The sequence below is a fragment of the Streptomyces cynarae genome (genome assembly GCF_025642135.1).
Lineage (GTDB): Bacteria > Actinomycetota > Actinomycetes > Streptomycetales > Streptomycetaceae > Streptomyces > Streptomyces cynarae.
Map to the genome: position 1 here is coordinate 2,624,818 of NZ_CP106793.1, position 25,846 is coordinate 2,650,663.

The following is a 25,846-nucleotide window of genomic DNA, read 5'->3' on the forward strand; positions in this document are numbered from 1 at the left end:
AAGAGGACGGTCGCCGGTTTCCCGGCCCGCAAACCGTAGGGCCCGCCGTCAGCAGTGACGGCGGGCCCCGCGACAGATGCGGCGCACGGTCAGGACGTGGTCCACCACACCGTCGAGTCCGCCGGCAGTTTCGCCTCCGCCTCCGCGACCGTCACCTCCGCGCTCGCGACCAGCACGCGGCCGTACGCCGGGATCGTCACCGCCTCACCCGTAGTGTTCGCCACGCACACGAAGTCGCCGCGACGGAAGGCGAGGACGCCCTCGGTGGCCTTCAGCCACTCCACCGCGTCGCCCGCGCCCAGGTCGGCCTGGGCGCGGCGGGCCGCGAGCGCCGTGCGGTACAGCTCCAGGGTGGAACCGGGGACGCCCTGCTGGGCCTCCACGCTCAACTCGCCCCAGGTCTCCGGCTGCGGGAGCCAGCTGCCGCCGGTGCCGAAGCCGTACGACGTACCCGTACGCGTCCACGGGATCGGGACCCGGCAGCCGTCGCGGAAGCCGTCCTGGCCGGCGCCCCGGAAGTAGGCGGGGTCCTGGCGGACCTCGTCGGGGAGGTCCACGACGTCCGGGAGGCCCAGTTCCTCGCCCTGGTAGACGTACGCCGATCCCGGCAGCGCCAGCATCAGCAGGGTCGCCGCCCTCGCCCGCCTGAGACCCAGTTCGCGGTCGCCCGCCTCGCGGATCTGGGTGCCGAGGGCCGCTTCGTGGGCGAAGCGGGTGGCGTGCCGGGTCACGTCGTGGTTGGACAGGACCCAGGTGGCGGGGGCGCCGACCGGGCGCATCGCGTCGAGGGTGCGGTCGATGACGTCGCGCAGTTCGGCCGCGTCCCAGTGGGTGCTCAGATACTGGAAGTTGAAGGCCTGGTGCAGTTCGTCCGGGCGGACGTAGTTCGCGGTGCGCTCGATGGTCGGGGTCCACGCCTCGGCGACGAAGATACGGTCGCCCGTGTACTCGTCGAGGATCGTGCGCCACTCGCGGTAGATCTCGTGCACGCCGTCCTGGTCGAAGAACGGCATGACATCGTTGCCCAGCAGTTTGAGCTGGTCGTGGGAGCCGAGGTCCGGCAGGCCGTCGGCCTTCACCAGGCCGTGGGCGACGTCGATGCGGAAGCCGTCGACGCCCATGTCCAGCCAGAAGCGCAGGATCGACCGGAACTCGTCGCCGACGGCCGGGTGGTTCCAGTTGAAGTCGGGCTGTTCGGGGGCGAAGAGGTGCAGGTACCACTCGCCGTCCGGGACCCTGGTCCAGGCCGGGCCGCCGAAGATGGACTCCCAGTCGTTGGGCGGCAGTTCGCCATTCTCCCCCTTGCCGGGGCGGAAGTGGTAGCGGTCCCGCAGCGGCGAGCCGGGGCCTTCGGCGACCGCCCGCTTGAACCACTCGTGCTGGTCGGAGGAGTGGTTGGGGACCAGGTCGACGATGATGCGCAAACCCAGTTCGTGGGCGTCGCGGATCAGCGCGTCCGCGTCCAGCAGGTTGCCGAACATGGGGTCGACGGCACGGTAGTCGGCGACGTCGTAGCCGGCGTCGGCCTGCGGTGAGGCGTAGAAGGGGCTGAGCCACACGGCGTCCACGCCGAGGTCGCGCAGATACGGAAGTCGGGAACGTACGCCTTCCAGATCACCCATGCCGTCGCCGTTGCTGTCGGCGAAGCTGCGCGGATAGACCTGGTAGATCACCGCGTCCCGCCACCAGTCGCGGCGCTTGGCAACGGTGGCGACGGCGGTGCTCGGGGCCGGGTCGGCGGAGTGCTGGCTCATGGCGTCCTTGGTACGTAACGGAGTGCTTCGGGTCATGGGCATGGGTACGGCGGGCAGGTTGACGAGGCGGCCGCGGTGTCAGCGGGATCTGGGGGCACCCCCTGCTCGAAGAGCTTGGGGGAGGGCACCGCGGCCGCCACCCGCGCGGACAGGCGCGCGGGAGCCGTTGTCCGGCAGGCGGGGCTCAGCCCTTCGTGCCGCCCGCGGTGAGACCGGTCACCAGGTTCTTCTGCACCAGGTAGAAGAACGCGGACACGGGTATCGCGATCAGCACCGCGGTCGCGGCCATCAGGTTGCGCTGGGCGTCGTGCTCGCTGACGAAGCTCTGCAGGCCGACGGCGAACGTGTAGTGGTCGTCGCTCAGCATGAACGTCGAGGCGAAGGCGACCTCACCGAACGCGGTGAGGAAGGCGTAGAAGGCGGCGACCGCGAGACCGGGCTTGGCGAGCGGCAGGATCAGCCGCACGAAGGTGCCGAAGGGGGTGAGTCCGTCGACCCGGCCCGCCTCGTCGATCTCGAAGGGGATCGTGTCGAAGTACCCCTTCAGCAGCCAGGCGCAATAGGGAACGATCGTCGTGCTGTTGATCAGGACGAGCCCGAGGTAGGTGTCGATGAGTCCCAGGTTCGACATGATCTGGTACATCGGCACGATCAGGACGGCGATCGGGAACATCTGAGTGAGCAGCAGCAGCCACATGAACTTCCTGTAGCCGGGGAAGCGCATGCGGGAGACCGCGTAGCCGGTGGTGGCGGCGATCAGCACGCCGATGAGCGTGGTGCCACCCACGACGATGAGCGTGCTCTTCAGCCAGTCGAAGAAGCTGGTGTGCTGCAGGACGAACGAGTAGTTGTCCAGCGTCATCGTGTGCCAGATCTGCCCGGGGTGCAGATAGTCGTCCTTGTCCGGCCCGAGGGACAGGAAGACCAGCCAGCCCACGGGGAAGAAGGCGATCAGGCTCGCCACGACCAGCAGAGCGTGGGAGGCGAGGGCCGCGACGGGGCCGTGCTCGCCGCGCCGGCGCACCCTGCGTCGCGGGGCACCCGCGACGGGTCGCTCGGTCACCGCGGAGGAGGTCTCGACAGTGGTCGTACTCATGGGAACTCCTGCCTCAGATCGCGAGCTGCTGCTCGTTGCGGTTCAGCCAGCGGCGGTAGAACGAGGTGAAGACGATCAGGATGGCCAGCAGCAGGATGCCGTAGGTGGCGGACTGCGCGAAGTCACGCGGCTGCTGTCCGAAGCCGAGTTGGTAGGCCCAGGTGACGAGGATCTGGGCGTCCGGCGCGGTATTGCCGAAGAGCAGGAAGATGATGGCGAACTGGTTGAAGGTCCAGATGATGCCGAGGAGGACGACGGTGGAGCTGACCGACCGCAGGCCCGGCAGGGTGACGTACCGGAAGCGCTGCCAGGCGCTCGCACCGTCCATCTCGGCGGCCTCGTAGAGCGAGGCGTCGATGGCCTGGAGACCGCCGAGCAGCGAGAGCATCATGAACGGCACACCGCACCAGGTGTTGACCATGATCGCGGCGAACCGCTGCCAGAAGGTGTCCTCCAGCCACTGCGGCTGGGGCAGATGGAGGGTGTGCAGGGCGGCGTTGATGATGCCGCTGTCGGCGAGCATGAACCGCCAGCCGAAGACGGTGACGAAGGTGGGCACGGCCCAGGGCAGCACCAGGATCACCCGGTAGAGGGTCTGCCCGCGGAACTTCTGGTTGAGCAGCAGCGCGAGGCCGAGGCCGATGGTGTAGTGCAGGGTGACGCAGACGACCGTCCACACGACCGTCCAGATGAAGTGCGACCAGAAGCGGTCGTACGACAACTGACCGAACAGGACGTCCTTGTAGTTGTCGAGACCGATGAACTTGTACGTGGCGTCGATGTGGTTGACGCCGATCGTGCGGGCGCTGTTGAGGCTGTTGGCGTCGGTCAGTGTGAGATAGAAGCCGTACACCAGCGGATAGAACACGAGCACGCCGAGCACGACGGCGACCGGTGCGATCATCGCATAGGCGTACCAGTGCTTCTGGTAGCCGTATCTGATGCGCCGGCTCAGGCCGGGGCGCGGTCCCGGCTCACCGCGCCGCTTGCCGGTCGCTCGGTCGATGGCGACTGTCATGGTTCGACAACCTTCTCGGAGGTCTGCGGATCAAGGGGGGCCCAAGGTCTCTCGTTTGGATCAGGCCGGATCAGCGAGCCGAGCCCTGCATGATCCGAACGAGAGACCCCGGCGCAGGCCGGTGGCCGCCGGATCCCTCCCCCAGGGGGACCCGGCGGCCACGGCGGCTCACTTGCTGAAGTCGGGGACCAGCTTGGCGATCGCGAGTTCCACGTTGCTCAGGCCCTTGTCCAGCGTTTCCTTACCGCCCGCGATCTTGGGCAGCTCCGTGTCGAGCGGGCCCCACAGCGAGCTGTACTCGGGAAGCGCCGGGCGCGGCTGGGCGGCGGGCAGGACCGACTGGTAGCCGGCGATGCCGGGGTCGGCCTTGACCTGCGCGGTGTAGGCGTCGTCGCGCGTGGGCAGCGTGGAGTTCTTCAGGGCGATGGTCTCCTGGGACTTCGCCGAGGTCATGAAGTTGACGAACTTCAGCGCCGCTTCCTGGTGGGCCTTGTCGGAGCCGGCGTAGACGGAGAGGTTGTGGCCGCCGGTCGGGGCGCCCGCCTTGCCGGTGGAGCCGGCCGGGACGGTGGCGATGCCGAGGTTGGACTTGTCGCCGAAGGCGGAGCCCTTGTAGAAGTTCGTGATCTCCCAGGGGCCCTGGATGATCGCGGCGACCTTGCCGTTGACGAACGCGTCCTGGATGTGGGCGTAGGCGTCGGCAGTGGTGTCGGCCTTGTGCAGGCCCTTGCCGGAGAACGTGCTCAGCCAGGTGCCGTACGCCTTCTTGGCGGCGGCCGAGTTCACGGTGATCTTCTTGGCGCCGGCGTCGACGGTGTCGGTGCCCTCGCCGTAGAGGAAGGTCTGGGCGTAGTAGGCCTGGGTGGAGCCCCAGTAGCCGTCCGCGCCGGTCTTGTCCTTGACCTTGGCGGCGTCGGACTTCAGCTCGTCCCAGGTCTTGGGGGCCTCGGTGATGCCGGCCTTCTTGAACAGGGCCTTGTTGTAGACCAGGGCGAGGGTGTCGGTGACCAGCGGCACGCCGTAGGTCTTGCCGTCGTACTGGGCCTGCTTGATCAGGCTGGGCTGGAACTTGCCCTGGTCGGCGAGGGCCGCGGTGCCGTCCAGCGGCAGGAAGTAGCCCTTCTTGGCGAAGGCGGGGGTCCAGCCGACCTCGGAGCGCAGCACATCGGGGGCGCCCTTGGAGCCTGCGGCGGTGTCGAACTTGTTCTGCGCCTGGTCGAAGGGGACGTTGACGTACTTGACCTTGATGGTCGGGTTGGCCTTCTCGAAGTCCTTGACCAGCGCCTGGTACGTCGGCGCCTCATTGGTGGCGTTGGAGGTGTCCCACCAGGTGATGGTGACCGGACCGTCGGACTTGCCGCTGCCGCCGTCACTTCCGCCGCAGGCCGTCGCCGCGAGGGCGACGGACGCCACCAGCGCGGTGGCCGCTATGCCACGCCGCATGAGTTCTCCTTGAGGGTGAAAGCCCGAGTGCTACAGGTGGCGGCCCCGTCTGCCGCCCCTGCCGACTGCCGACTGCTTCCTTGCGGCCGCCGGGCGACGGTGAACGTAACAGCGATGCAATCGCCGCGAAAGAGCTTGCAGCAAAAAAATGAAAGAAGCGACAATGGTTACCCCGCCGTGACCTCGCCGTGAGGGCCCGTAGACCGGCGTTTGCGGCTGATCTGCGGGACCGCGGACAGTTGTGCAAGACTCTGCAAGCTCTTGCCATACGTCACCGGCGCGGGAATCATCCCGTTGCGGACGGACGCCGAAACAGAACACGAGGGAGCGCGATGACGCAGCAACCCGCACCGGGGCGTTCAACCGCCCGGGCCCGGCGTCCCTTTGGTGGGCAAGCCGAGACGCGGCCGGTACAGTCCAGTGCCGTGACCACACGGCTTGCCGACATCGCGGCGCAGGCGGGGGTCAGCGAGGCGACCGTGAGCCGTGTACTGAACGGAAAGCCGGGCGTCGCGGCGACCACCCGCCAGTCCGTGCTGGCCGCTCTCGACGTGCTCGGCTACGAGCGCCCGGTCCGGCTGCGGCAGCGCAGCGAGGGTCTGGTGGGCCTGATCACCCCGGAGCTGGAGAACCCGATATTCCCCGCCCTCGCCCAGGTCATCGGCCAGGCCCTGACCCGGCAGGGGTACACGCCGGTGCTGGCGACGCAGACGCCGGGCGGCTCCACCGAGGACGAGCTGACGGAGATGCTCGTGGACCGCGGGGTCGCCGGGATCATCTACGTCTCCGGGCTGCACGCGGACACCACCGCCGACATGCAGCGCTACGAGCGGCTGCGCGCCCAGGGCGTGCCGTACGTGCTGGTGGACGGCTTCTCGCCGAAGGTGCAGGCGCCGTTCATCTCCCCCGACGACCGGGCCGCGATGGCCCTCGCGGTGACGCACCTGGTGTCCCTCGGGCACACCCGGATCGGACTCGCGCTCGGACCCAAGCGGTTCGTGCCGGTGCAGCGCAAGATCGAAGGCTTCGTGCGCACCATGCAGGAGCAGCTCGGGCTGACCGTCGAGGACATCGAGTCCCGGCTGATCCAGCACTCGCTGTACACCCTGGAGGGTGGTCAGGCGGCGGCGTCCGCGCTGATCGACCGGGACTGCACGGCGGTGGTGTGCGCGAGCGACATGATGGCGCTCGGGGCGATACGGGCGGCGCGGCAGCGGGGCCTGGAAGTCCCCACGGACATCTCGGTGGTGGGTTTCGACGACTCGCCACTCATCGCGTTCACGGACCCGCCGCTGACGACGATCCGCAAGCCGGTCCCGGCGATGGGGCAGGCGGCGGTACGCACGTTGCTGGAGGAGATCGGCGGGACGCCCGCTCCCCACAGTGAATTCGTGTTCATGCCGGAGCTGGTGGTGCGCGGGTCGACTGCTTCGGCGCCTGGGGACCGCAGTCGTCCCTAGGCAGTAGTTCCGGCGCTTCGTACCAGTACGCCGGTTGGAGAACGGGTGGCCGGAACCCTGCCAGGGGATGATCGGTGGGGGAACCCTTTTCTGGCAGACTCTGTAGCTATGGGTGAAACGACCGTGACGGCGGTGGGGGGTCAGGGGCAGGCCGCTCCCCGGTCCGGCACGGACGACACGCGGGACGGCGCGATCCACGGCGCCCTGCGCCGGATCCGCACCCCCCGCCGCCCGCGCTTCTGGTTCGAAATCCTGCTCATCGCGATGAGTTACTGGACCTACTCGCTGATCCGCAACGCCGTGCCGGAGCAGAAGGCCGAGGCGCTGAGCGACGCGGACTGGGTGTGGCGGCTGGAGAACCACCTGGGGATCGCCGTCGAGGACTCGGTCAACCACGTCGTGAACTCGGTGACATGGCTGATCATCGGGATGAACTACTACTACGCCACACTGCACTTCGTGGTGACGCTGGGTGTGCTGGTGTGGCTGTACCGCAGCCATCCGGGACGGTACGCGGCCACCCGCCTCGCCCTGTTCGCCACGACCGGCGTGGCGCTGCTCGGCTACTACTTCTTCCCGCTGGCGCCGCCGCGCCTGATGAACGGCGGGCACTTCGTCGACACGGTGGTGGTGCACCACACGTGGGGTTCGATGGCGTCGGGCGACCTGAAGGACATGTCGAACCAGTACGCGGCGATGCCGTCGATGCACATCGGCTGGTCGCTGTGGTGCGGTCTGACCATCTTCGCGCTGTCGACGGTGCCGTGGGCGCGGGTCCTGGGCCTGCTGTACCCGGCGACGACACTGGTCGTGATCGTCGCCACCGCCAACCACTTCTGGCTGGACGCGGTGGGCGGCACGCTCTGCCTGGCGTTCGGCTTCACGGTGGTGCGGGTCTGGTACGGCGCGCTGCCGTACGCACTGCCGCGAAGGGTGGCGACGGCGGGCGAGCCCGCGCTGGTGCCGGCACGGGCGTGACCTGCCTCCACCGCCCCCGGCGCGTCACGACCCGTAGAACAGCTTCTCCACCACGCCGCGTGCCCTGCGCGTCGTACGCCGGTAGTCGTCCAGCATGTCCCCGACGTGGCCCGGGCCGTACCCCAGGTAGCGGCCCACGGCGGCCAGCTCACGGGTCTCGGAGGGGAACGTGTCGCCCGCGCGGCCCCGGACCAGCATCACCGCGTTGCGCACGCGGGTGGCGAGGACCCAGGCCTCGTCCAGGATCGCGGCGTCCTCGTCGGAGATCAGACCCGCGGCGCAGGCGGCGGCGAGGGCGGCGCGGGTGCGGGTGGTGCGCAGGCCCGGCTCCGACCGGCCGTGCCGGAGCTGCAGCAGCTGGACCGTCCACTCCACGTCCGACAAGCCGCCGCGGCCCAGCTTGGTGTGCAGGGTCTTGTCGGCGCCCCGCGGCAGCCGCTCGGACTCCATACGGGCCTTCAGGCGCCGGATCTCGCGCACGGCATCGTCGCCGAGCCCCTGCGCCGGGTAGCGCAGCGGGTCGACCAGTTCGATGAAACGGCGGCCCAGGTCCTCGTCGCCGGCGACCGGCTCGGCCCGCAGCAGCGCGTGCGCCTCCCACACCAGCGACCACCGGCGGTAGTAGGCCGCGTACGACGTCAGGGTGCGCACGAGCGGTCCCGACTTGCCCTCGGGGCGCAGGTCGGCGTCGATCAGCAGGGGCGGGTCGGTGCTCGGGATCTGCAGCAGGCGTCGCATCTCCGACACGACCTTGTTCGCGGCCTCGGCAGCCTCCCGTTCGTCCACGCCGTCCTGCGGCTCGTGCACGAAGATCACGTCCGCGTCGGAGCCGTAGCCCAGCTCGTGCCCGCCGAAGCGGCCCATGCCGATGACGGCGAACCGGGTGGGCAGGGTGTCGCCCCAGCCGTCCCGGACCACGGCCCGCAGGGTGCCCGCCAGGGTCGCCGCCGTCAGGTCCGAGACCGCGCCGCCGACGAGGTCCACCAGGGCACCCTGGTCCGGGCGGGCGGGGATCTCCTCGGTGCCGTAGGAGCCGACGATGTCCGTGGCGGCCGTACGGAACAGCTCCCGGCGCCGTACACCGCGCGCCACCGTGACCGCCTGCTCGGCGTTCTCGGCGCGGCCGACGGCGGCGAGGATCTCCTGCTCTAGGTGGGCGCGGGAGCGGGGTTCGAGTCCGCCGCCGTCCCCGTCGCCGAGCAGGGCCACCGCCTCGGGGGCCCGCATCAGCAGGTCGGGGGCGAGCCGGCCGGCGGACAGCACGCGGGCGAGGTTCTCGGCGGCGGCGCCCTCGTCCCGCAGCAGCCGCAGGTACCAGGGCGTCTTGCCGAGCGCGTCGGACACCTTGCGGAAGTTGAGCAGGCCCGCGTCCGGGTCGGCCGAGTCGGCGAACCAGCCGAGCAGCACGGGCAGCAGCGTGCGCTGGATGGCGGCCTTGCGGGTGACGCCGGACGCCAGCGCCTCCAGGTGGCGCAGCGCGGCGGCCGGGTCCGCGTAGCCGAGTGCCACGAGCCGTTCCCGGGCTGCGTCGGGGCTCAACCGGGCCTCGCCGGGCGCGAGTTGGGCGACGGCATCGAGCAGCGGGCGGTAGAAGAGCTTCTCGTGCAGCCGGCGTACGACGCCGCTGTGCCGCTTCCACTCGCGCCGCAGCGCGGCGACCGGATCGGTGCGCAGACCGAGGGAGCGGCCGAGTCGGCGCAGGTCGGCCTCGTCCTCGGGGACGAGGTGGGTGCGACGCAGCCGGTAGAGCTGGATGCGGTGCTCCATGGAGCGCAGGAAGCGGTAGGCGTCGTCGAGCTGCGCGGCGTCGGCGCGGCCGACGTAGCCGCCGGCGGCGAGGGCCTTGAGCGCGTCGAGGGTGGTGCCGCTGCGCAGCGAGGCGTCGGACCGCCCGTGCACCAACTGCAGCAGCTGGACGGCGAATTCCACGTCCCGCAGGCCGCCCGGACCGAGCTTCAGCTCACGCTCGACCTCCCCCGCGGGGATGTTCTCGACGACCCGGCGGCGCATCTTCTGAACGTCGGCGACGAAGTTCTCCCGCTCGGCCGCCTGCCAGACGAGCGGGGCCAGGGTGGCGACGTACTCCTCGCCGAGGGCGAGGTCGCCGGCCACGGGGCGCGCCTTGAGCAGGGCCTGGAACTCCCAGGTCTTGGCCCACCGCTGGTAGTAGGCGAGGTGACTGGCGAGGGTGCGCACCAGCGGACCGTTTCTGCCCTCGGGTCGCAGATTGGCGTCCACCGGCCAGATGCTGCCCTCGACGGTCGTCTCGGAGCAGATCCGCATCATGTGCGAGGCGAGCCGGGTGGCGGCCTGGAGGGCCTTGCGCTCGTCGGCGCCGCTCACGGCCTCGCCGACGAAGATGACGTCGACGTCGGAGACGTAGTTGAGCTCGTGGCCGCCGCACTTGCCCATGCCGATCACCGCGAGGCGGCACAGCGCCGCGTCGTCGGGGGCGGCGGCGCGGGCGATGCCGAGGGCGGCACGCAGGGTGGCGGTGGCCAGGTCGGCCAGTTCGGCGGCGGCCTGGGCGACGTCGGTGGTGCCGCAGACGTCACGGGCGGCGATGGACAGCAGGCAGCGGCGGTAGGCGACGCGCAGCGAGACGGGGTCCGTGGCCTCGGCGAGCTGCCGTTCGAACTCCGCCACGCCGGGGTGCAGGTCGTGCGGCTCGTAGTTGACGAGGGCGTGCCAGTCGCCGGGGTGGCGGGCGAGGTGGTCGGCGAGCGCCGCGGAGGCGCCGAGGACACCGAGCAGCCGGTCGCGCAGGGGCTTGGCCGAGATCAGCGTGTCCAGGAGCTCGCGGCGGGCGGTGGGCGCGGGCTGCGCCTCCAGCAGCCGGACGAGTCCGCCCAGCGCGAGATCGGGGTCGGCGGTGGCGCCGAGGGCGTCCAGCAGGACGGGGTCGGACCTGACCGGCGCCAGCTCGACGCTCTCCAGCAGCCGCTCGGCGGCGGAGGGGTCGGTGAAACCGTGTCGCAGCAGTCGCGTGAAGGTGCTGCTTCTGCGCCCCTGGGGCACGGTCATCCCTCGGCCTCCCGAGCATCGAGATCAAGGTCCTGCGGCTTTGAGCGTAACCGGAGACGGGGACGGGAGCGCCGGGGCGGTGGCCTACGGGCCGCAGGCCTGGGGGTACGGGGCCTCTGCGGGTGCCTGGGAGGGGGTACGCGGATGCGGGCGCGACGGGTGCGGGTCGGTGCCCTGCGGGCACGAGTGGCGGTGGCTGCGGGCGCCGGGGTCCCGGGTCCGGGTGCCGGTGCTCGCGGGACGCGGGCCCCAGTGACGGTGATCTGCGGGCACGCGGGGCTCGGAAGGCGGTGCTCGCGGGCACGCGGAGCCCCAGCGGGGGCGCCATACGGGCACGCGGGGCTCGGGCGGCGGTGGTTGCGGGCACGCGGGCCCCAGTGGAGGCGCCTTACGGGCACGCGGGGCCCGGGCGACGGTGGTTGCGGGCACGCGGGGCCCCGGTGGGGGCGCCTTACGGGCACGCGGGGCCCGGACGGCGGCGGTTGCGGGCACGCGGGGCCCCGGTGGGGGCGCCCTACGGGCACGCGGGGCCCGGACGGCGGCGGTCGCGGGCACGCGGGCCCCAGTGACGGTGATCTGCGGGCACGCGAGGCTCGGACGGCGGTGCTCGCGGGACGCGGGCCCCAGCGGGGGCGCCATACGGGCACGCGGGGCCCGGGCAGCGGTGGTTGCGGGCACGCGGGCCCCAGTGACGGTGCTCGCGGGCACGCGGGGCTCGGACGGCGGTGGTTGCGGGCACGCGGGCCCCAGTGCGGTGATCTGCGGGCACGCGGGGCCCGAGTGGCGGCGGTCGCGGGCACGCGGGCCCCAGTGACGGTGATCTGCGGGCACGCGGGGCCCGAGTGGCGGCTCCCTACGGGCGCGTCGGCCGCGGATGGGCGTGCCACGGGTGTCAGTCTCCCGGCCACAGCCCCGGCAGCGGCGTGAAGGCGTGCCGCACCTGGTGCGGTACCTGCTCCCCCAGCAGGCGACGCATCGCCTCCGCCGCGCGGACCGCCGCGTCGGCGCAGCAGTTGTTGAACAGGACGTGCACCTGTTCCGTCCGCTCGGCCAGGCCCCGCACCCGTGGCACCCACTCCGCCAGTTCCCCCTCGGTGTACGCGTGGCGGTAGGCGTCCTCCTTGGACCCGGTGCCCCAGTGGGGGCTGCGTCCGTGGAACCGCACGACGGCCAGCCGCCGTGTCGTGACCGGCGCGAAGGGCGGCATCGAGGTCGGCAGGTCCCGCGCCGTGTCCACGGCGACCGCCGTTGCGTCCAGATCCGCGAGCATTGCCGCCGTGGCCGTCTCCCGGTCGCCCCGCCACCAGTCCGGGTGCCGGAACTCGACGGCGAACGGCCAGCCGCGGGCCCGCTCACGGCAGGCGCGTACGAACGCCTCCGACCGTGGGCCGGGAGTGAGCGAGGGAGGGAACTGGAACAGGACCGTCCCGAGCCGTCCGGCCCGCCGCAGCGGCGCCAGCGCTTCGGTGAAGCGTGCCCATAACTCGTCGAGCAGGCCCGCGTCGCCGCCGCCCGGATCCGGGGCGCGCCGTCGGCCAGGGCCGGCCGCAGGTCGGCGGGCAGCGCGTCCGGCCGTGTCGGATGTCCCGTCAGCAGTGAGAAGGCCTTGACGTCGAAGACGAAGCCGTCAGGTGTCCGCTCCACCCACAGGCGGCTGGTGCGTTCGCTGGGCAGCGCGTAGTACGAGGAGTCCGCCTCGACCACGGGAAACCGCTCGGCATAGAACCTCAGCCGTCCCTCCGCGTCGCGCCGCCCCCGCGGATACCAGCCGCTCGCCACCAGCGCCCGGTCCGTCCACGAACAGGTGCCCACGAGGATGTCGCCCATGAGGGCCGTGTTACCCGGGGACGTACGGCCATGTCCGGCCGTTGCGGCGCGCCGGCAATTCACCGGCTCTTCATCCGCCGGGTCGTGGGGCGTGGGGCGAGGGCACCTTGGCGTGAGCATGCTCTGGCAGCGCTGCCCCCCCCCCGTAGCCCCCCTCACCGGAGGTTGATTGTGTCCGGCAGTTCCCTGTACCGCCGCACCCGTACCACCGTGGCGTCCGTGGCGGCCTTCGCCGCAGCAGCGATCGGGCTGTGGACCGGGCTCGGCGGTGAGTCCGCGCACGCCGCGGGCTCCGTCCCAAGCCCGGACCACGTGGTCGTCGTGGTCATGGAGAATCACGCGTACAGCCAGATCATCGGCTCCTCCAGCGCCCCGTACATCAACTCGTTGAAGTCCGGGGGCGCCAACCTCACCCAGTCCTACGCCATCACGCACCCCAGCCAGCCCAACTACCTCGCATTGTTCTCCGGTTCCACCCAGGGCATCACGGACGACAGTTGCTACACCCCCGGCTTCTCCTCCGCCCGCAACCTGGCCTCCGAGCAGCTCGCCGCGGGCCGCACGTGGGCCAGCTACAACGAGTCACTGCCCAGCCAGGGCTCGACCACCTGCAGCAGCGGCAACTACGCCCGCAAGCACAACCCGTGGTTCGCCTTCAGCAACGTGCCGACGTCGAGCGCCAAGACCTTCGCGCAGTTCCCCACCGACTACACCACGCTGCCCCAGCTGTCCTTCGTCGTCCCCAACCTGTGCAGCGACATGCACGACTGCTCGATCTCGACCGGTGACACCTGGCTGAAGAACAACCTGGGCGCCTACGCCACCTGGGCCAAGACCCACAACAGCCTCCTCGTCGTCACGTTCGACGAGGACAACAAGCTCAGCGGCAACCGCATCCCGACGGTGCTGTACGGCCAGCCGGTGACCCCGGGCTCCAGCACCTCCACCACCTACAACCACTACGACCTGCTGCGCACCCTGGAGGACACCCAGGGCCTGACGACGCACGCGGGCAACGCCGCCTCCGCCACGGACATCACCGGCATCTGGGCGTCGTGACATGTACGTAGCGGACAGCCGCGCCGGTTCCCCCAAGCTCTCGACTTCGCTCGAGCAGGGGGGACCCCCATCGGCAACGGCGTCCGCGGACGGCGCCGCCCGGCCTTGTGCCGGGCGGCGCCTCACCGCGGTCGCCCCGACCGTGCTCGCGCTCGGCGCGGTCAGCCTGATCACCGACGTCTCCTCCGAGATGGTCACGGCGGTGCTCCCGCTGTACCTCGTCACGGGCCTCGGCCTGTCCCCGCTTGGCTTCGGCCTGCTGGACGGCGTCTACAACGGCTTCTCCGCGCTCGTACGGCTCGCCGGAGGCCATCTGGCCGACCGGGGCGGAGGCCGTCACAAGTGGGTGGCAGGCCTCGGCTACGGCATCTCGGCCCTGTGCAAACCCCTTCTGCTGGTGGCCCACACACTCACCCCCATCGGCCTGGTCCTGGCCGCCGACCGCACCGGCAAGGGCCTGCGCACCGCTCCCCGGGACGCGCTGATCTCCCTGTCCAGCACCCCGGAGACCCGTGGCCGCGCCTTCGGTGTGCACCGTGCGATGGACACGGCGGGCGCCCTGCTCGGCCCGCTCGTGGCGTTCCTGATCCTGCGGGCGACGGTGGACGGCTACGACGCGGTGTTCACGGTGAGCTTCTGCGTGGCCGTGACGGGCGTCCTCGTCCTGGTGCTGTTCGTGCCCGGCGGCCGCGCGCACTCCCCGGCGGCCGGCGACGGCCCCCGGCCGACCCTCCGCGCCGCCCTCGCCCTGCTGCACCGCCGCGACCTGCGCCGTCTCACGGTCTGCGCGCTGCTGCTCGGCCTCGCCACGGTCAGCGACTCCTTCGTCTACCTGCTGCTGCAACGCCGCCTCGGTGTCCCCGACCGCTGGTTCGCGCTGCTGCCGCTGGGCACGGCGGCCGCGTTCCTGCTGCTGGCGATGCCGCTCGGGCGGCTCGCGGACAAGGTGGGCCGCTGGCGGATCTTCCTGGCGGGCCACGCAGCGCTGCTCCTGGCCTACGCCCTGCTGCTCACGTCCTGGCACGCGGCGGCCCTGCCGTACGCCGTGCTCGCCCTGCACGGCGGCTTCTACGCGGCCACCGACGGCGTGCTGATGGCGGCGGCCTCCGACAGCGTCCCCGAGGAACTGCGCTCCTCCGGTCTCGCCGTGGTGCAGACGGGCCAGGCACTCGCCCGGTTCGCCTGCTCGCTGGGGTTCGGGGCGGTCTGGACGGTGTGGGGCGACCGCACGGCCCTGACGGCCTCCGCGGTGGCGCTCGCGGTGTGCGCGGCCTTCTCCTTGACGACGCTCCGCCCGAAAGGCACGGCATGACGGTACGCACCCGCATCCTGGTCCTGCTCTCGGCCCTCCTGGTCCTGGCGGGGGTCGGCACGGCCTCGGTCCTGCACGCGTCGGCGCGGGCGGAGCGCAGGGACCAGGCCCAGGCCGGCGGCCCTCGGATCACCTCGGGCAAGGTCACGCTCACCCAGCCCGGCCGCATGGTGTTCCGCAACATGGCGTGGGGCCCGCACCGCGACGAACTCACGACCGTCCCGGCGTCGGACCCCTCCGGCCCGCGCACCGCCTCGGGCGTGAAGTGCCTGCGCTTCTACGCCGCCGCGGGCACCGGAGTCTGCCTCCAGGCCGTGCACGGGCCGGTCTCGGACACCTACCGCGCACTGATCCTCGACGCGTCACTGCACATCAGGGCGCACTACGACGTCCCGGGCATCCCGTCCCGCGCCCGGGTCTCCCCCAGCGGCCACTACGCGGCGTGGACGGCGTTCGTGGGCGGCGACTCGTACGCGGGAACGGACTTCTCGACCCGTGCGGCGATCGTGGACATCCGCACGGGCGCGCTGACGCCGTCCCTGGAGGCGTACCGCATCGTCAAGGACGGCAGGACGTACCACGCGTCGGACGTGAACTTCTGGGGAGTGACGTTCGCGTCCGACGACCGGACGTTCTACGCGACCCTGGCGACGAAGGGCACGACGTACCTGGTCCGGGGCGACCTGCGCGCCCGCACGGTCACCACCCTCCATCCGAACGTCGAGTGCCCCTCCCTGTCCCCCGACGGCACGCGGATCGCGTACAAGAAGCGGGTGAAGGGCCTGCCCAAGGACGCCCCCTGGCACCTGTACGTGCTGGATCTGCGCACGATGCGCGAAACCCCGCTCGCGGAGTCCCGCAGCGTGGACGACCAAGCGGTCTGGCGTGACGAACACACGGTGGTGTACGCGCTGCCGGGCGACTTCGGAGCGGACCTGTACCAGGTCCCGGCGGACGGCACGGGCGCCCCGCGCCGGATCGACAGCGCGGCGGTGTCCCCGGCGTTCGTCGGCGGGACGGGACCGGCGTCCTGATCGTCAGTAGTCCAGCCCCGCGAACCAGTCGCCGCGACCGCCCGGGGTCAGGTCGAGGAGGTGCCATACGGGGTTGAGCAGGTCGATGCCGCGCTGGTCGATGTCTTCGGCCATGCGCGGATGGGCCGAGTAGAAGTGGCGGACCGATCCGTCGCCGTCCCGGGTGAAGACGGAGACGGTGGAGTCCTGCGCGCCGTCCTCGTCCTCGCTGCCGAGGTCGTACTTGAAGGTGCTGTCGCCGCAGCTCAGCAGGCGCAGCCGGGACCAGCCGCGGTTGCGGGCGTGCTGCCGCAGGGTGGGCGCGTCGGCCGCGGCGGCGACGGCGAAGTCGGCTCTCTGGGCGATGTGGTGGGCGACACCGTTGAAGCCGTCGATCCACAGGGTGCACATCGGGCAGGGATCGGTCTGCAACTTGCCGTACATGAAGTGGTAGACGATCAGCGGCCGGTCCGGGGCGGTGAACAGCCCGCTGAGGGTGACCTCGCGGACGGGGGTGTCGCCCTCGTCCAGGTCCGCCGGGCCTTCGAGGAAGACGTAGTCGTCGACGACAGGGCCCTCAGGGAGCGCCCGGCGCCGGGAAGCGACCTCCTCCCGGTGGCGCATGAGCTCGATCTCGGCGAGCCGGAGCTCTTCGCGGGCGGCGAGGTAGTCGGCGGACTCGCCGGGCAGTCGGGTGTGCCGCACCATCACGACCTCCTGGGTGGGGGGAGCCCCGAGGTCATTCGAGTCTAGGGCGGCATGCCCGGCGGCGCCGGGACGCGCCGGGGGCCGACGATCCACGACCGTCGGCCCCCGCCCAGCAGACCGCTGAGACCTGCCCCTACAGCACCGGCAGGTTCTTCCGCAGCTCGAACGCCGCGACCTCGGGCTTCGGCGAGGGGCCGACGGCCGCATCCTGCTGACACGGCCCCGATCCGCTACTCCAGGACACCGAGCTCGTTGTCCGGGCGGCAGTGCGGACATGCCTTCACCTGGTGGCGCAGTGCGTCGAGGACCTGCGCCCTGGTCGCCGGGCGGCACCGCCCGCTCTTCGCCGCCGCCCAGCAGTCGCCCACGTGCACCGCGTCCACGTTCCGCCGGTTCAGGCCGTACTGGATCAGCCACTCGGGCGGCGGCGGCCGCATCTCCTCGGCCTGGCGGCGCTCCGCCTCCCGCCGCTCCTCGTCCGCGATCCAGCGGTCGAGCTGCGCCACGGCCGCCGTCGCCTGCTGCACCACGACGCGGCGCGCGAAGCGCAGCAGCTCCAGACGGGACAGCGGGGTATCGCTCACACGTTCGATTGTAGGCGGCGTACTGATCGCGTCACACCGTCGAGATGCCCATGATCTATCGCACCGAACGTCGAGCGATTCTCATCGAAGTCCGAGTGGTTCGGGTCACTAGTACGCGACCAGGACGACGCGCCGATGCGGCTCCTTCCTCGCCGGCGCCATCGCGGGTCGCGCAGTTGCTACGCGCGGGGTGGCGCGGTGCTGCCGCGGATGACGAGCTGGGTGGGTACGACGACGTCGCGGTCGGTCTCTTCGCCCTGCAGGATCTTCAAGAGCATGCGTCCGGCACGTTCTCCTTGCTCGCGGACGGGTTGGCGGACGGTGGTGAGGTCGGTGAGTTCGGCTATGGGGTGGTCGTCGATGCCGATGACGGAGATGTCCTCGGGGATGCGCAGGCCGGCGCGGCGCAGGGTGCGGATGGCGCCGAGGGCCACTTCGTCGGAGTGGGCGTAGACGGCGGTGGGCGGCTCGGGCTGGCTGAGCAGCTTGGCCATGGCGTCGGCGCCCTCGGCGCCACCCCAGTCGACAGTGACGACGAGGCGTTCGTCGAGGGGAATACCCGCCTCGCGCAGGGCGGCGTAGTAGGCGTTGGAGCGGCCGGAGGGCTGCACCTCGTCGGGCTGGTCGGGGTCGACGGCGGCGATCATGGCGATGCGGCGGTGGCCGAGGAAGAGCAGGTGGTTCATGGCCTGGCGGCCGGCTGTCTCGTCGTCGATGGACACGTTCGGGTAGGGGGCGTGCTGGCCGCCCGCGGCGATGATCGTGACGCCCATGAGTTCCAGCCTCCGCTGCTCCTCCTCGCCGACGGGGAAGGCCAGGACGACGACGGCGTCGACCTTGCGCCGGGCGGGCAGCCGGTGGAAAAAGTCGTGGCGATCCTCGATGCCGTCGACGTGGTACAGCAGCACATCGAGTTCGGCGGCGCGCAGGACTGATTCCAGTCCTTCGAGGAGGGTGGCGAAGAACCAGCGCGAGATGTGCGGTACGACCACCGCGACCCGGCCGGTGGCGCCGCCGGCCAGGCGGGACGCCTCGGGGGAGACGACATAGGACAGCTCTTCGGCGACCGCCCGAACGCGGCGTCGGGTGGCTTCGGAGACGCCGCTTTCGTTGTTGAGCGCGCGTGAGGCGGTGGCCATCGAGACGCCGGCCGCGCGGGCCACGTCCGCCATGTTGATCTTCCGAGAGCTCTGCGCCATGCCGGAAGGCTAACCCACGGATCGGAAACGCTTCCATTTTCGCGAAAGAACCCTTCAAGGGTTCCCTGCGGTCGATCAGCAACCGCACGTATGCATCTCATTGTTTCTGCACTTCAAAACGGTGTTGCGGTTTCGTTACTTGACAGCCTCGACCCAGACACTCAGTCTTTCGGCAACGGAAACGCTTCCGAAACGAGCCGCCGCCTCCCCGCAGCCAGCCAGGAAGCGCCCCGAGACCTCGTCTGCCGACCGTGAACGGCAGCCGCATGGATGCGAGGAGCCATCATGCTTGAGCACCCCACCCCCTCCCCGGCCAGAACAGGCACCGGCGCCGCGGGCAGGCGCCTGCGCGCCTCGCTGGCGGCCATCGCCGCCGGGTCCGCGCTGGTCACGCTGGCGGCGTGCAGCGCGCCCGGCTCGGGCTCCGCCTCCGGCTCGCCGGACGACGCGACTCCGACCGCGGTCAACACGGCCGTCGGCGACACCCCGGCGACGCTGACCCTGTTCTCGGCTGCGGGCCTGCAGACCTACGAGCAGGGCCTGGCCGACGCCTTCATGGCCAAGTACCCGAAGATCAAGGTGAAGCTGCGGGTGGAGGCGGACAACAACTACAACACCGTGCTGCCGAGGGTGCTCGCCTCCGACTCGGCGCCGGACCTGGTGCAGCCCTTCGACCTCCTCGGCGGCGTCAAGGACCACTTGCTGACCAACCTCGACCCCTATGACAAGGCGTATGGCTGGAGCGAGAAGGTCCCGGCATCCGCGCTCGCGCCCGGCCGGGTGGCGATGGGAGTGATCGGCGGCGGATCGCTGTATCAGGCGGGTGGCTCGGCCGGGCCGCTGGTCGGCGTCTTCTACAACAAGGACCTGGCCGCCAAGGTCGGCATGAAGACCGTGCCCTCGACTGTCGCCGAATTCGAGACGGTGATGGCCAAGGCGAAGAAGCAGGGGATCACCCCGATCGTGGCCTCCAACCAGGACGGCCTGATCGGCCACCTCTACAACCTGCTGCTCGGCGACTACATGGGCGCCCAGAAGCTCAGCGACATCGTCTACCACAAGCCCGGCGTCTCCCTGGACACCCCGGGGGCGGTCAAGGCCACCGAGACCCTCCAGAAGTGGATCAAGGCCGGGTACTTCGCGTCCGACGTCAACGCCATCAACCAGGAGGCGTCGTACGGGCAGTTCACCGGCGGCAAGGGCCTGTTCTTCTTCCAGGGCAGCTGGATCACGCAGACGATCGACAAGACCTTCAAGGGCAAGTACGGCGTCTTCCCGATGCCGCCGGCCACCGAGGGCGGCGCGCATGCCGGGATGACCAGCAACACCCTCGCCTTCTCGATCGCCGCGCGCTCGAAGAACAAGGACGCCGCGGCACTGTTCCTTGACTTCCTCACCACGCCAGAAGCGGCCAAGGTCGCGGTGAAGAACGGCTACGCCGCCCTGACAGGCGATGCGAAGAGCACCGGCAAGCCGTCCCTGTCCGGCTCGCTGACCGACCAGATCCAGACCGGCTACGCAGTGATCGCCGCCGACAACGGCTTCGACAGCTGGCTGCAAAACGTCGCGCCCGAAGTCAACACCAAGCTGACCCAGCAGCTGCAGCTGCTTGTCTCCGGCAAGGTCGAACCCGCCGGGATGGTGAAGACGCTGCAGACCACCTACGCCGACGCCCTGAAGAGCAGCTGAGCACCATGCAATTGACCACGTCGCCCGGCATCAGCCACAAGCAGGGCGCCACCGCCGCCCGGAGCCGCAGCCGCCGCGGGCTCCGGGCCCGGCGGTGGGCCGGCTGGCTGTTTGCCCTGCCTGCCCTCGTCTTCTATGGAGTCTTCAACTTCCGCCCGGTGCTGATGTCGATCCAGTACTCCTTCTACGACTGGGACGGGGTGGGCGCCTCCACCTGGGTGGGCCTGAAGAACTACACCGAGGTCTTCACCGACTCCGAGCAGTTCAACTCGCTGCTTCACGCCTTCTACCTGATCCTGTTCTTCACCGTCCTGCCGGTGACCCTGGCTCTGATCACCGCCTCGGTGCTGCGTCAGCTCCAGGGCCGCTTCACCGGAGCGGTGGCCCGCACCCTGCTGTTCCTGCCGCAGATCATCCCCGGCGCCGCTGCCGGCGTGGCCTGGACGTGGATGTACTCCGACAAGGGCGTGGTCAACCAGTTCCTGCGCGCCATCGGCCTCGACTCACTCGCCCGTCCGTGGCTGGCCGACTTCACCTGGTCCCTGACCGCGGTCGGCTTCATCGGCACCTGGCTGTCCACCGGCCTGTGCACGATGCTGCTGCTGGCCGGCATCGGCAAGATCGACGGCAGCCTGTACGAGGCGGCCCGCATCGACGGCGCAGGTCCCATCCGCCAGTTCCTGGTCGTCACCCTGCCCGGGCTGCGCAACGAGATCGGCGTCTGCGTCACCATCACGATCATCGCCGCGCTCGCCAGCTTCGACGTGGTCTACCTCGCCACCCAGGGCGGCCCCGGCACCCAGACGATGGTCCCCGGCGTCGCCGTCTACAACCTCGCGTTCAACGACAACCGCCTGGGTGCGGCCTCCGCTCTGGCCGTGGTCCTCACCCTGATCGTGATCGCCATCGTCGCCCCGCTCCAGCGCCTGTTCCGGGAGAAGTAACGCCATGCCCGCAACCACGCAGACACTGCGCCGACGCGCGCCCGGGCTGGTACTGATCGCAGCGGCGGCGCTCTACTCGGTCGTACCGCTGCTGAGCATGGTCAGCGCCGCCCTCGCCCCGCAGGGCTCCTTCCCCAGCGGCCTGAGCTGGCCCACCGACCCGCACTGGCACAACTTCGTCGATGCCTGGAACGTCGCCAACATCACCACGCTGCTGAAGTCCAGCACCCTGATCGTCCTCGGCGTCGTCCCCGTCGCGGTCCTGATATCCACGATGGCCGCCTACGCCATCGCTGTCCTTGAGATCCCGCTGGGCCGCGTCTTCTACGCGGTGCTGGTCCTGACATTGACGCTGCCGTACGAGATCGTCATCGTCCCGCTGTATGAGCAGGTCAAGGCGATGGGCCTGCTCGGCACCCAGTGGGCGCTGATTCTGCCGCTGATCGGGATGAACATGCCGTTCGCCGTCTTCTGGATGCGCGCCCACTTCGCAGGCGTTCCTCGCGAACTGTCGGAGGCCGCGAGCATGGACGGCGCCGGCCCCTGGCGGGCACTGCGCCACATCCATCTGCCGTTGGCCCGCCCGGCGATCGCCTCCCTGGCGCTGCTGATGTTCCTGTCCACCTGGAACCAGTTCCTGCTCGCCCTGGTGCTCATCGACGACCCCAACAAGCGCACCATGGCCGGCGCCCTGCAGGCGTTCACCACGAAATACAGCACGGACCAGGTCCTGTTGAACGCCGGCGCTCTGCTGATCATGGCTCCCACGATCCTCGTGTTCCTGTTCCTCCAACGCCACTTCGTCAAGGCGCTGCTGCAGGGCTCGGTCAAGGGCTAGCGCCAGGCATCTCCTCCTCACCCCCACACGCACACCGAACAGTCAGGAATCGAGCAACGTGAGCACGGCAAACGACTCGTGGTGGCGCAACGCCGTCATCTACCAGGTCTACATACGCAGCTTCGCCGACGGCGACGGCGACGGTATCGGCGACATCGCCGGCCTCCGCTCCCGCCTGCAGTACCTGGCCTACCTCGGTGTCGACGCCATCTGGATCAACCCCTGGTACCCGTCCCCGCTGGCCGACGGCGGCTACGACGTGGCCGATTACCGCGACATCCACCCCACGTACGGCGACCTCCACGAGGCGAAGGAGCTGATCGTCGAAGCCCACGAGCTTGGCCTTCGCGTGATCCTGGACATCGTCCCCAACCACACCTCCAGCCAGCACGTCTGGTTCCAGCAGGCGTTGGCCGCAGGACCCGGCTCACCCGAGCGGAAGCGGTACATCTTCCGCGACGGCCGAGGCGAGGACGGCTCCCTGCCGCCCAACGACTGGCACGCCGCCTTCGGCGGTCCCACCTGGACCCGCACCGACGACGGCCAGTGGTACCTGCACCTGTTCGCCCCCGAACAGCCCGACCTGAACTGGGACAACCCCGAGGTCCACGCCGAGTTCGAGTCGATCCTGCGCTTCTGGTTCGACCTCGGCGTAGACGGCTTCCGCATCGACGTCGCCCACGGCATGATCAAGGACCCAGCCCTGCCGGATCTGGGCCTGTCGGAGTTCTCCGTCCTGGCGCGCGAGGGCCAGGAGAACCACCCGCACTGGGACCGCGAGGGCATCCACGACATCTTCCGCAGCTGGCGCGCCATCGCAGACAGCTATCCCGACCGGCGCGTCTTCGTCGCCGAAGCCCACGTCCGCCCCGGTCGCCTCGCGAACTACCTGCGCCCCGACGAGCTGCACACCGCCTTCAACTTCGACTTCCTCAAATGCCCCCTGGAGGCCGACCAGCTGCGGGAGGTCATCGACCGCAGCATCACCGACCTCGCCGCCGTAGGAGCCCCCGCCACCTGGGTCCTGTCCAACCACGACGAAACCCGACACGTCACCCGCTACGGCCGCGCCTACACCGGCGTCACCACCCCCATGCGCGACCAGGGCCACCCCACCGACCTCGCCCTCGGCACCCGCCGCGCCCGCGCCGCCACCCTCCTCATGCTGGCCCTGCCCGGCGGCGCCTACATCTACCAGGGCGAAGAACTCGGCCTGTACGAAGTCGAGGACCTCCCCGAAGACGTCCTGCAGGACCCCACCTGGGAACGCTCCGGCCACACCCTCCGAGGCCGCGACGGCTGCCGTGTCCCCCTGCCCTGGTACGGCGACACCCCGCCCTTTGGCTTCAGCACCTCCGGAGCCGCCTCCTGGTTGCCCCAACCCGAGGACTGGAAGTCCTACACTGCCGAAGCCAACCAGGCCGATCCCGCGTCCATGCTTCAGCTCTACCGCTCGGCCTTGCGCCTGCGCCGTACCAACGAGGGCTTGAGTGGCGAGGACTTCCGCTGGCTGAACAGCCCGGACGGCATGCTCCTCTTCGAACGCGGCAACGGCCTGCTGTGCGCGGTCAACCTCTCCGACCAGCCGATCCCGCTCCCCGACGCCTGCGATCCCCTCTTGGCATCAGGCCCTCTGGATAGTGACGGGTTGCTGCCCCCGGACACCACGGTCTGGTTGCAGCGCCACTGACAGGCTGAGAGGGCGCGTCCCGGCCAGGTCCGTCCGCGTCCTTGGCCCACCTGAATCTGCCAGGGCCTGTCCGGTGTCCTCCCCGCCGACCGGGCAGGCCCTGGCCTTCCGAAGGAAGTCGAGGCTCGCCACCTCGAGGCCCAAGGGCACAGGGCCGAGTCGACTTCAGCTGCACGTTCGGGGGTCAATCGCGTTCATCGTGTCGGCGATCCGCCGCAGGCCGTTTTTGTTCCTGCGAGCGTTGTGCTTGATCAGCGACGTGATGTTGTGTGCCGTTGTCGTCACAACGACCCCGGGTTCACGCTCCGGGGCTACACGCACCTCATGCCGAGCAGTGATGAACGAACGCGGAAGGCCATCGACAGCCTGTACACGATGCCCAGTTGACGGTAGGCGACAGAGGCCACAGGCTGCTCTCCGCGGGTGTGCCCAAGCGCCGTGGTCGAACCACGGAGCGCAGGGCGAACAGGGCCCCGTGCTTGGCACCGCTTCGAGAGGGACGCAGTCCAGACGGCCGCATGGCCGCCGAAGGCATCAGGAACCGCCAACCGAACTCCGTACGGCCGAAAGACGACCCAAGACCAGTGAGAAGCGGCCGGGGCCGACGATCCGCGATCGTCGGCCCCGGCGCTGAATCAGCGGGAAACCCGCTCTGACCCGCCCCTACAGCACCGGCAGGTTCTTCCGCAGCTCGAACGCCGTGACCTCCGAGCGGTACTCCTCCCACTCCTGCTTCTTGTTGCGCAGGAAGAAGTCGAACACGTGCTCGCCCAGCGTCTCGGCGATCAGGTCGCTGCGCTGCATCAGCGCGAGCGCCTCGCCCAGGTTCTGCGGCAGCGGCTCGATGCCCATCGCGCGGCGCTCGGAGTCCGTCAGCGCCCACACGTCGTCCTCGGCGCCCGGAGGCAGCTCGTAGCCCTCCTCGATGCCCTTCAGGCCGGCGGCGAGCAGGACGGCGTAGGCCAGGTACGGGTTCGCGCCGGAGTCCAGCGAGCGGACCTCGACACGGGCCGAGCCCGTCTTGCCCGGCTTGTACATCGGGACCCGGACCAGGGCCGAGCGGTTGTTGTGCCCCCAGCAGATGTACGACGGCGCCTCGCCGCCGGCGCCCGCGGTGCGCTCGGTGCCGCCCCAGATGCGCTTGTAGGAGTTCACCCACTGGTTGGTGATCGCCGAGGTCTCGCCGGCGTGCCGCAGCAGGCCGGCGATGAAGGAGCGGCCCACCTTGGACAGCTGGTACTCCGCGCCGGACTCGTAGAACGCGTTCCGGTCGCCCTCGAACAGGGACAGGTGCGTGTGCATACCGGAGCCGGGGTGCTCGGAGAACGGCTTCGGCATGAAGGTGGCCTGCACGCCCTGCTCCAGCGCGACCTGCTTCATGACCAGGCGGAACGTCATGACGTTGTCGGCGGTGGACAGCGCGTCGGCGTACCGCAGGTCGATCTCCTGCTGGCCCGGGGCGCCCTCGTGGTGGGAGAACTCCACCGAGATGCCCATCGACTCCAGCATGGTGATCGCCTGGCGGCGGAAGTCCATGCCGACGTTCTGCGGGGTGTGGTCGAAGTAGCCGGAGTTGTCGGCCGGCGTCGGGCGGCTGCCGTCGAGCGGCCGGTCCTTCAGCAGGAAGAACTCGATCTCGGGGTGGGTGTAGAAGGTGAAGCCCAGGTCGGAGGCGCGGGCCAGGGCGCGCTTGAGGACGTACCGGGGGTCGGCGAAGGACGGCGAGCCGTCCGGCATGAGGATGTCGCAGAACATACGGGCCGTGCCGGGGGCCTCCGCGCGCCAGGGCAGGACCTGGAAGGTCGACGGGTCCGGCTTGGCGATCATGTCGGACTCGTAGACGCGGGCGAAGCCCTCGATGGCGGAGCCGTCGAAGCCGATGCCCTCGTCGAACGCCTGCTCAAGCTCGGCAGGGGCCACGGCCACGGACTTGAGGAAGCCCAGCACGTCCGTGAACCACAGGCGTACGAACCGGATGTCGCGCTCCTCCAAGGTCCGGAGCACGAACTCCTGCTGCTTGTCCATCTTCCGCTTCCCCATCCTTGCTGGTCAGGCCGCCTGTCTCCCGCACCACGGGAGGCGGTCGGGCACCTGAGCATCCCACCACAACAGCATTTCATGCGCGTTGCGGACCTTGATCGGCCGCCCGACCTCGGGCTGAACGCCTCGCATACGGCAGGTGTCCTGCTCTGAGGCCCATCTTGCCTGTT

18 protein-coding genes and 1 pseudogene are annotated in these 25,846 nt (G+C 70.3%); 9 read left to right on the forward strand and 10 right to left on the reverse strand.

Annotated features, from left to right (window positions below):
• Positions 1-89: 89 nt before the first annotated feature.
• From N8I84_RS12295 to N8I84_RS12310, 4 genes are all read right to left on the reverse strand, one after another.
• The gene (locus N8I84_RS12295) at positions 90-1,754 is read right to left on the reverse strand and encodes a glycoside hydrolase family 13 protein (protein ID WP_263229558.1); all 1,665 of its coding nucleotides are present in this window, start codon (positions 1,752-1,754) and stop codon (positions 90-92) included.
• A gap of 184 nt (positions 1,755-1,938) precedes the next feature.
• The gene (locus tag N8I84_RS12300; protein WP_263229559.1) at positions 1,939-2,850 is read right to left on the reverse strand and encodes a sugar ABC transporter permease; all 912 of its coding nucleotides are present in this window, start codon (positions 2,848-2,850) and stop codon (positions 1,939-1,941) included.
• Between the two features lie 13 nt (positions 2,851-2,863).
• Positions 2,864-3,868, reverse strand: coding sequence for a carbohydrate ABC transporter permease (locus tag N8I84_RS12305; RefSeq protein ID WP_263229560.1), 1,005 nt, complete (start codon positions 3,866-3,868; stop codon positions 2,864-2,866).
• A 168-nt stretch (positions 3,869-4,036) separates the two neighbouring features.
• Positions 4,037-5,311 carry an extracellular solute-binding protein gene (locus tag N8I84_RS12310; protein WP_263229561.1) on the reverse strand — a complete coding sequence of 425 codons (1,275 nt, stop codon included), beginning with the start codon at positions 5,309-5,311 and terminating at the stop codon, positions 4,037-4,039.
• A gap of 425 nt (positions 5,312-5,736) precedes the next feature.
• Between N8I84_RS12310 and N8I84_RS12315 the strand changes: the two genes are divergently transcribed.
• Positions 5,737-6,771 carry a LacI family DNA-binding transcriptional regulator gene (locus N8I84_RS12315; protein ID WP_103843642.1) on the forward strand — a complete coding sequence of 345 codons (1,035 nt, stop codon included), beginning with the start codon at positions 5,737-5,739 and terminating at the stop codon, positions 6,769-6,771.
• Positions 6,772-6,879: 108 nt separating this feature from the next.
• Positions 6,880-7,749 carry a phosphatase PAP2 family protein gene (locus N8I84_RS12320; protein ID WP_263229562.1) on the forward strand — a complete coding sequence of 290 codons (870 nt, stop codon included), beginning with the start codon at positions 6,880-6,882 and terminating at the stop codon, positions 7,747-7,749.
• A gap of 24 nt (positions 7,750-7,773) precedes the next feature.
• Here N8I84_RS12320 and N8I84_RS12325 read toward each other — a convergent pair whose 3' ends face one another.
• On the reverse strand, positions 7,774-10,773 hold the full coding sequence (locus N8I84_RS12325) for a bifunctional [glutamine synthetase] adenylyltransferase/[glutamine synthetase]-adenylyl-L-tyrosine phosphorylase (RefSeq protein WP_263229563.1): 3,000 nt from the start codon (positions 10,771-10,773) through the stop codon (positions 7,774-7,776).
• Between the two features lie 892 nt (positions 10,774-11,665).
• Positions 11,666-12,600: pseudogene (locus N8I84_RS12330) on the reverse strand (DUF72 domain-containing protein).
• 171 nt (positions 12,601-12,771) lie between these two features.
• On the opposite strand from N8I84_RS12330, the gene N8I84_RS12335 reads away from it, so the two are divergent.
• The 3 genes from N8I84_RS12335 to N8I84_RS12345 are packed head-to-tail and all read left to right on the forward strand — an operon-like array spanning position 12,772 to position 16,005.
• Positions 12,772-13,659 (forward strand): alkaline phosphatase family protein, encoded by an 888-nt coding sequence (locus N8I84_RS12335; RefSeq protein ID WP_263229564.1) that lies wholly within the window; start codon positions 12,772-12,774, stop codon positions 13,657-13,659.
• Position 13,660: 1 nt separating this feature from the next.
• Positions 13,661-14,971, forward strand: coding sequence for an MFS transporter (locus N8I84_RS12340; RefSeq protein WP_263229565.1), 1,311 nt, complete (start codon positions 13,661-13,663; stop codon positions 14,969-14,971).
• Complete coding sequence (locus N8I84_RS12345) at positions 14,968-16,005, forward strand: TolB family protein (RefSeq protein WP_263229566.1); 1,038 nt, start codon at positions 14,968-14,970, stop codon at positions 16,003-16,005. Before N8I84_RS12340 ends, N8I84_RS12345 begins: the two co-directional genes overlap by 4 nt.
• Before the next feature lie 3 nt (positions 16,006-16,008).
• Here the strand turns inward: N8I84_RS12345 and N8I84_RS12350 are convergent, their stop codons facing one another.
• The 3 genes from N8I84_RS12350 to N8I84_RS12360 form a co-directional block, all read right to left on the reverse strand.
• Positions 16,009-16,692, reverse strand: coding sequence for a DUF899 domain-containing protein (locus N8I84_RS12350; protein WP_263229567.1), 684 nt, complete (start codon positions 16,690-16,692; stop codon positions 16,009-16,011).
• A 230-nt stretch (positions 16,693-16,922) separates the two neighbouring features.
• Positions 16,923-17,276 carry a DUF6233 domain-containing protein gene (locus N8I84_RS12355; RefSeq protein ID WP_263229568.1) on the reverse strand — a complete coding sequence of 118 codons (354 nt, stop codon included), beginning with the start codon at positions 17,274-17,276 and terminating at the stop codon, positions 16,923-16,925.
• Positions 17,277-17,455: 179 nt separating this feature from the next.
• The gene (locus N8I84_RS12360; protein ID WP_263229569.1) at positions 17,456-18,475 is read right to left on the reverse strand and encodes a LacI family DNA-binding transcriptional regulator; all 1,020 of its coding nucleotides are present in this window, start codon (positions 18,473-18,475) and stop codon (positions 17,456-17,458) included.
• 285 nt (positions 18,476-18,760) lie between these two features.
• On the opposite strand from N8I84_RS12360, the gene N8I84_RS12365 reads away from it, so the two are divergent.
• Genes N8I84_RS12365 through N8I84_RS12380 form a run of 4 tightly spaced genes read left to right on the forward strand, consistent with a single transcriptional unit; the run spans position 18,761 to position 23,636 of the window.
• A complete protein-coding gene (locus N8I84_RS12365; protein ID WP_263229570.1) occupies positions 18,761-20,164 on the forward strand; it encodes an ABC transporter substrate-binding protein in 1,404 nt (467 codons plus the stop codon).
• Between the two features lie 5 nt (positions 20,165-20,169).
• The gene (locus N8I84_RS12370; protein WP_263229571.1) at positions 20,170-21,108 is read left to right on the forward strand and encodes a carbohydrate ABC transporter permease; all 939 of its coding nucleotides are present in this window, start codon (positions 20,170-20,172) and stop codon (positions 21,106-21,108) included.
• Positions 21,109-21,112: 4 nt separating this feature from the next.
• Positions 21,113-21,946, forward strand: a complete 834-nt coding sequence (locus tag N8I84_RS12375; protein WP_263229572.1) for a carbohydrate ABC transporter permease — start codon at positions 21,113-21,115, stop codon at positions 21,944-21,946.
• Between the two features lie 58 nt (positions 21,947-22,004).
• The gene (locus tag N8I84_RS12380) at positions 22,005-23,636 is read left to right on the forward strand and encodes a glycoside hydrolase family 13 protein (protein ID WP_263229573.1); all 1,632 of its coding nucleotides are present in this window, start codon (positions 22,005-22,007) and stop codon (positions 23,634-23,636) included.
• Between the two features lie 663 nt (positions 23,637-24,299).
• Here N8I84_RS12380 and glnA read toward each other — a convergent pair.
• A complete protein-coding gene (glnA, locus tag N8I84_RS12390) occupies positions 24,300-25,661 on the reverse strand; it encodes a type I glutamate--ammonia ligase (RefSeq protein ID WP_263229574.1) in 1,362 nt (453 codons plus the stop codon).
• Positions 25,662-25,846: the final 185 nt, after the last annotated feature.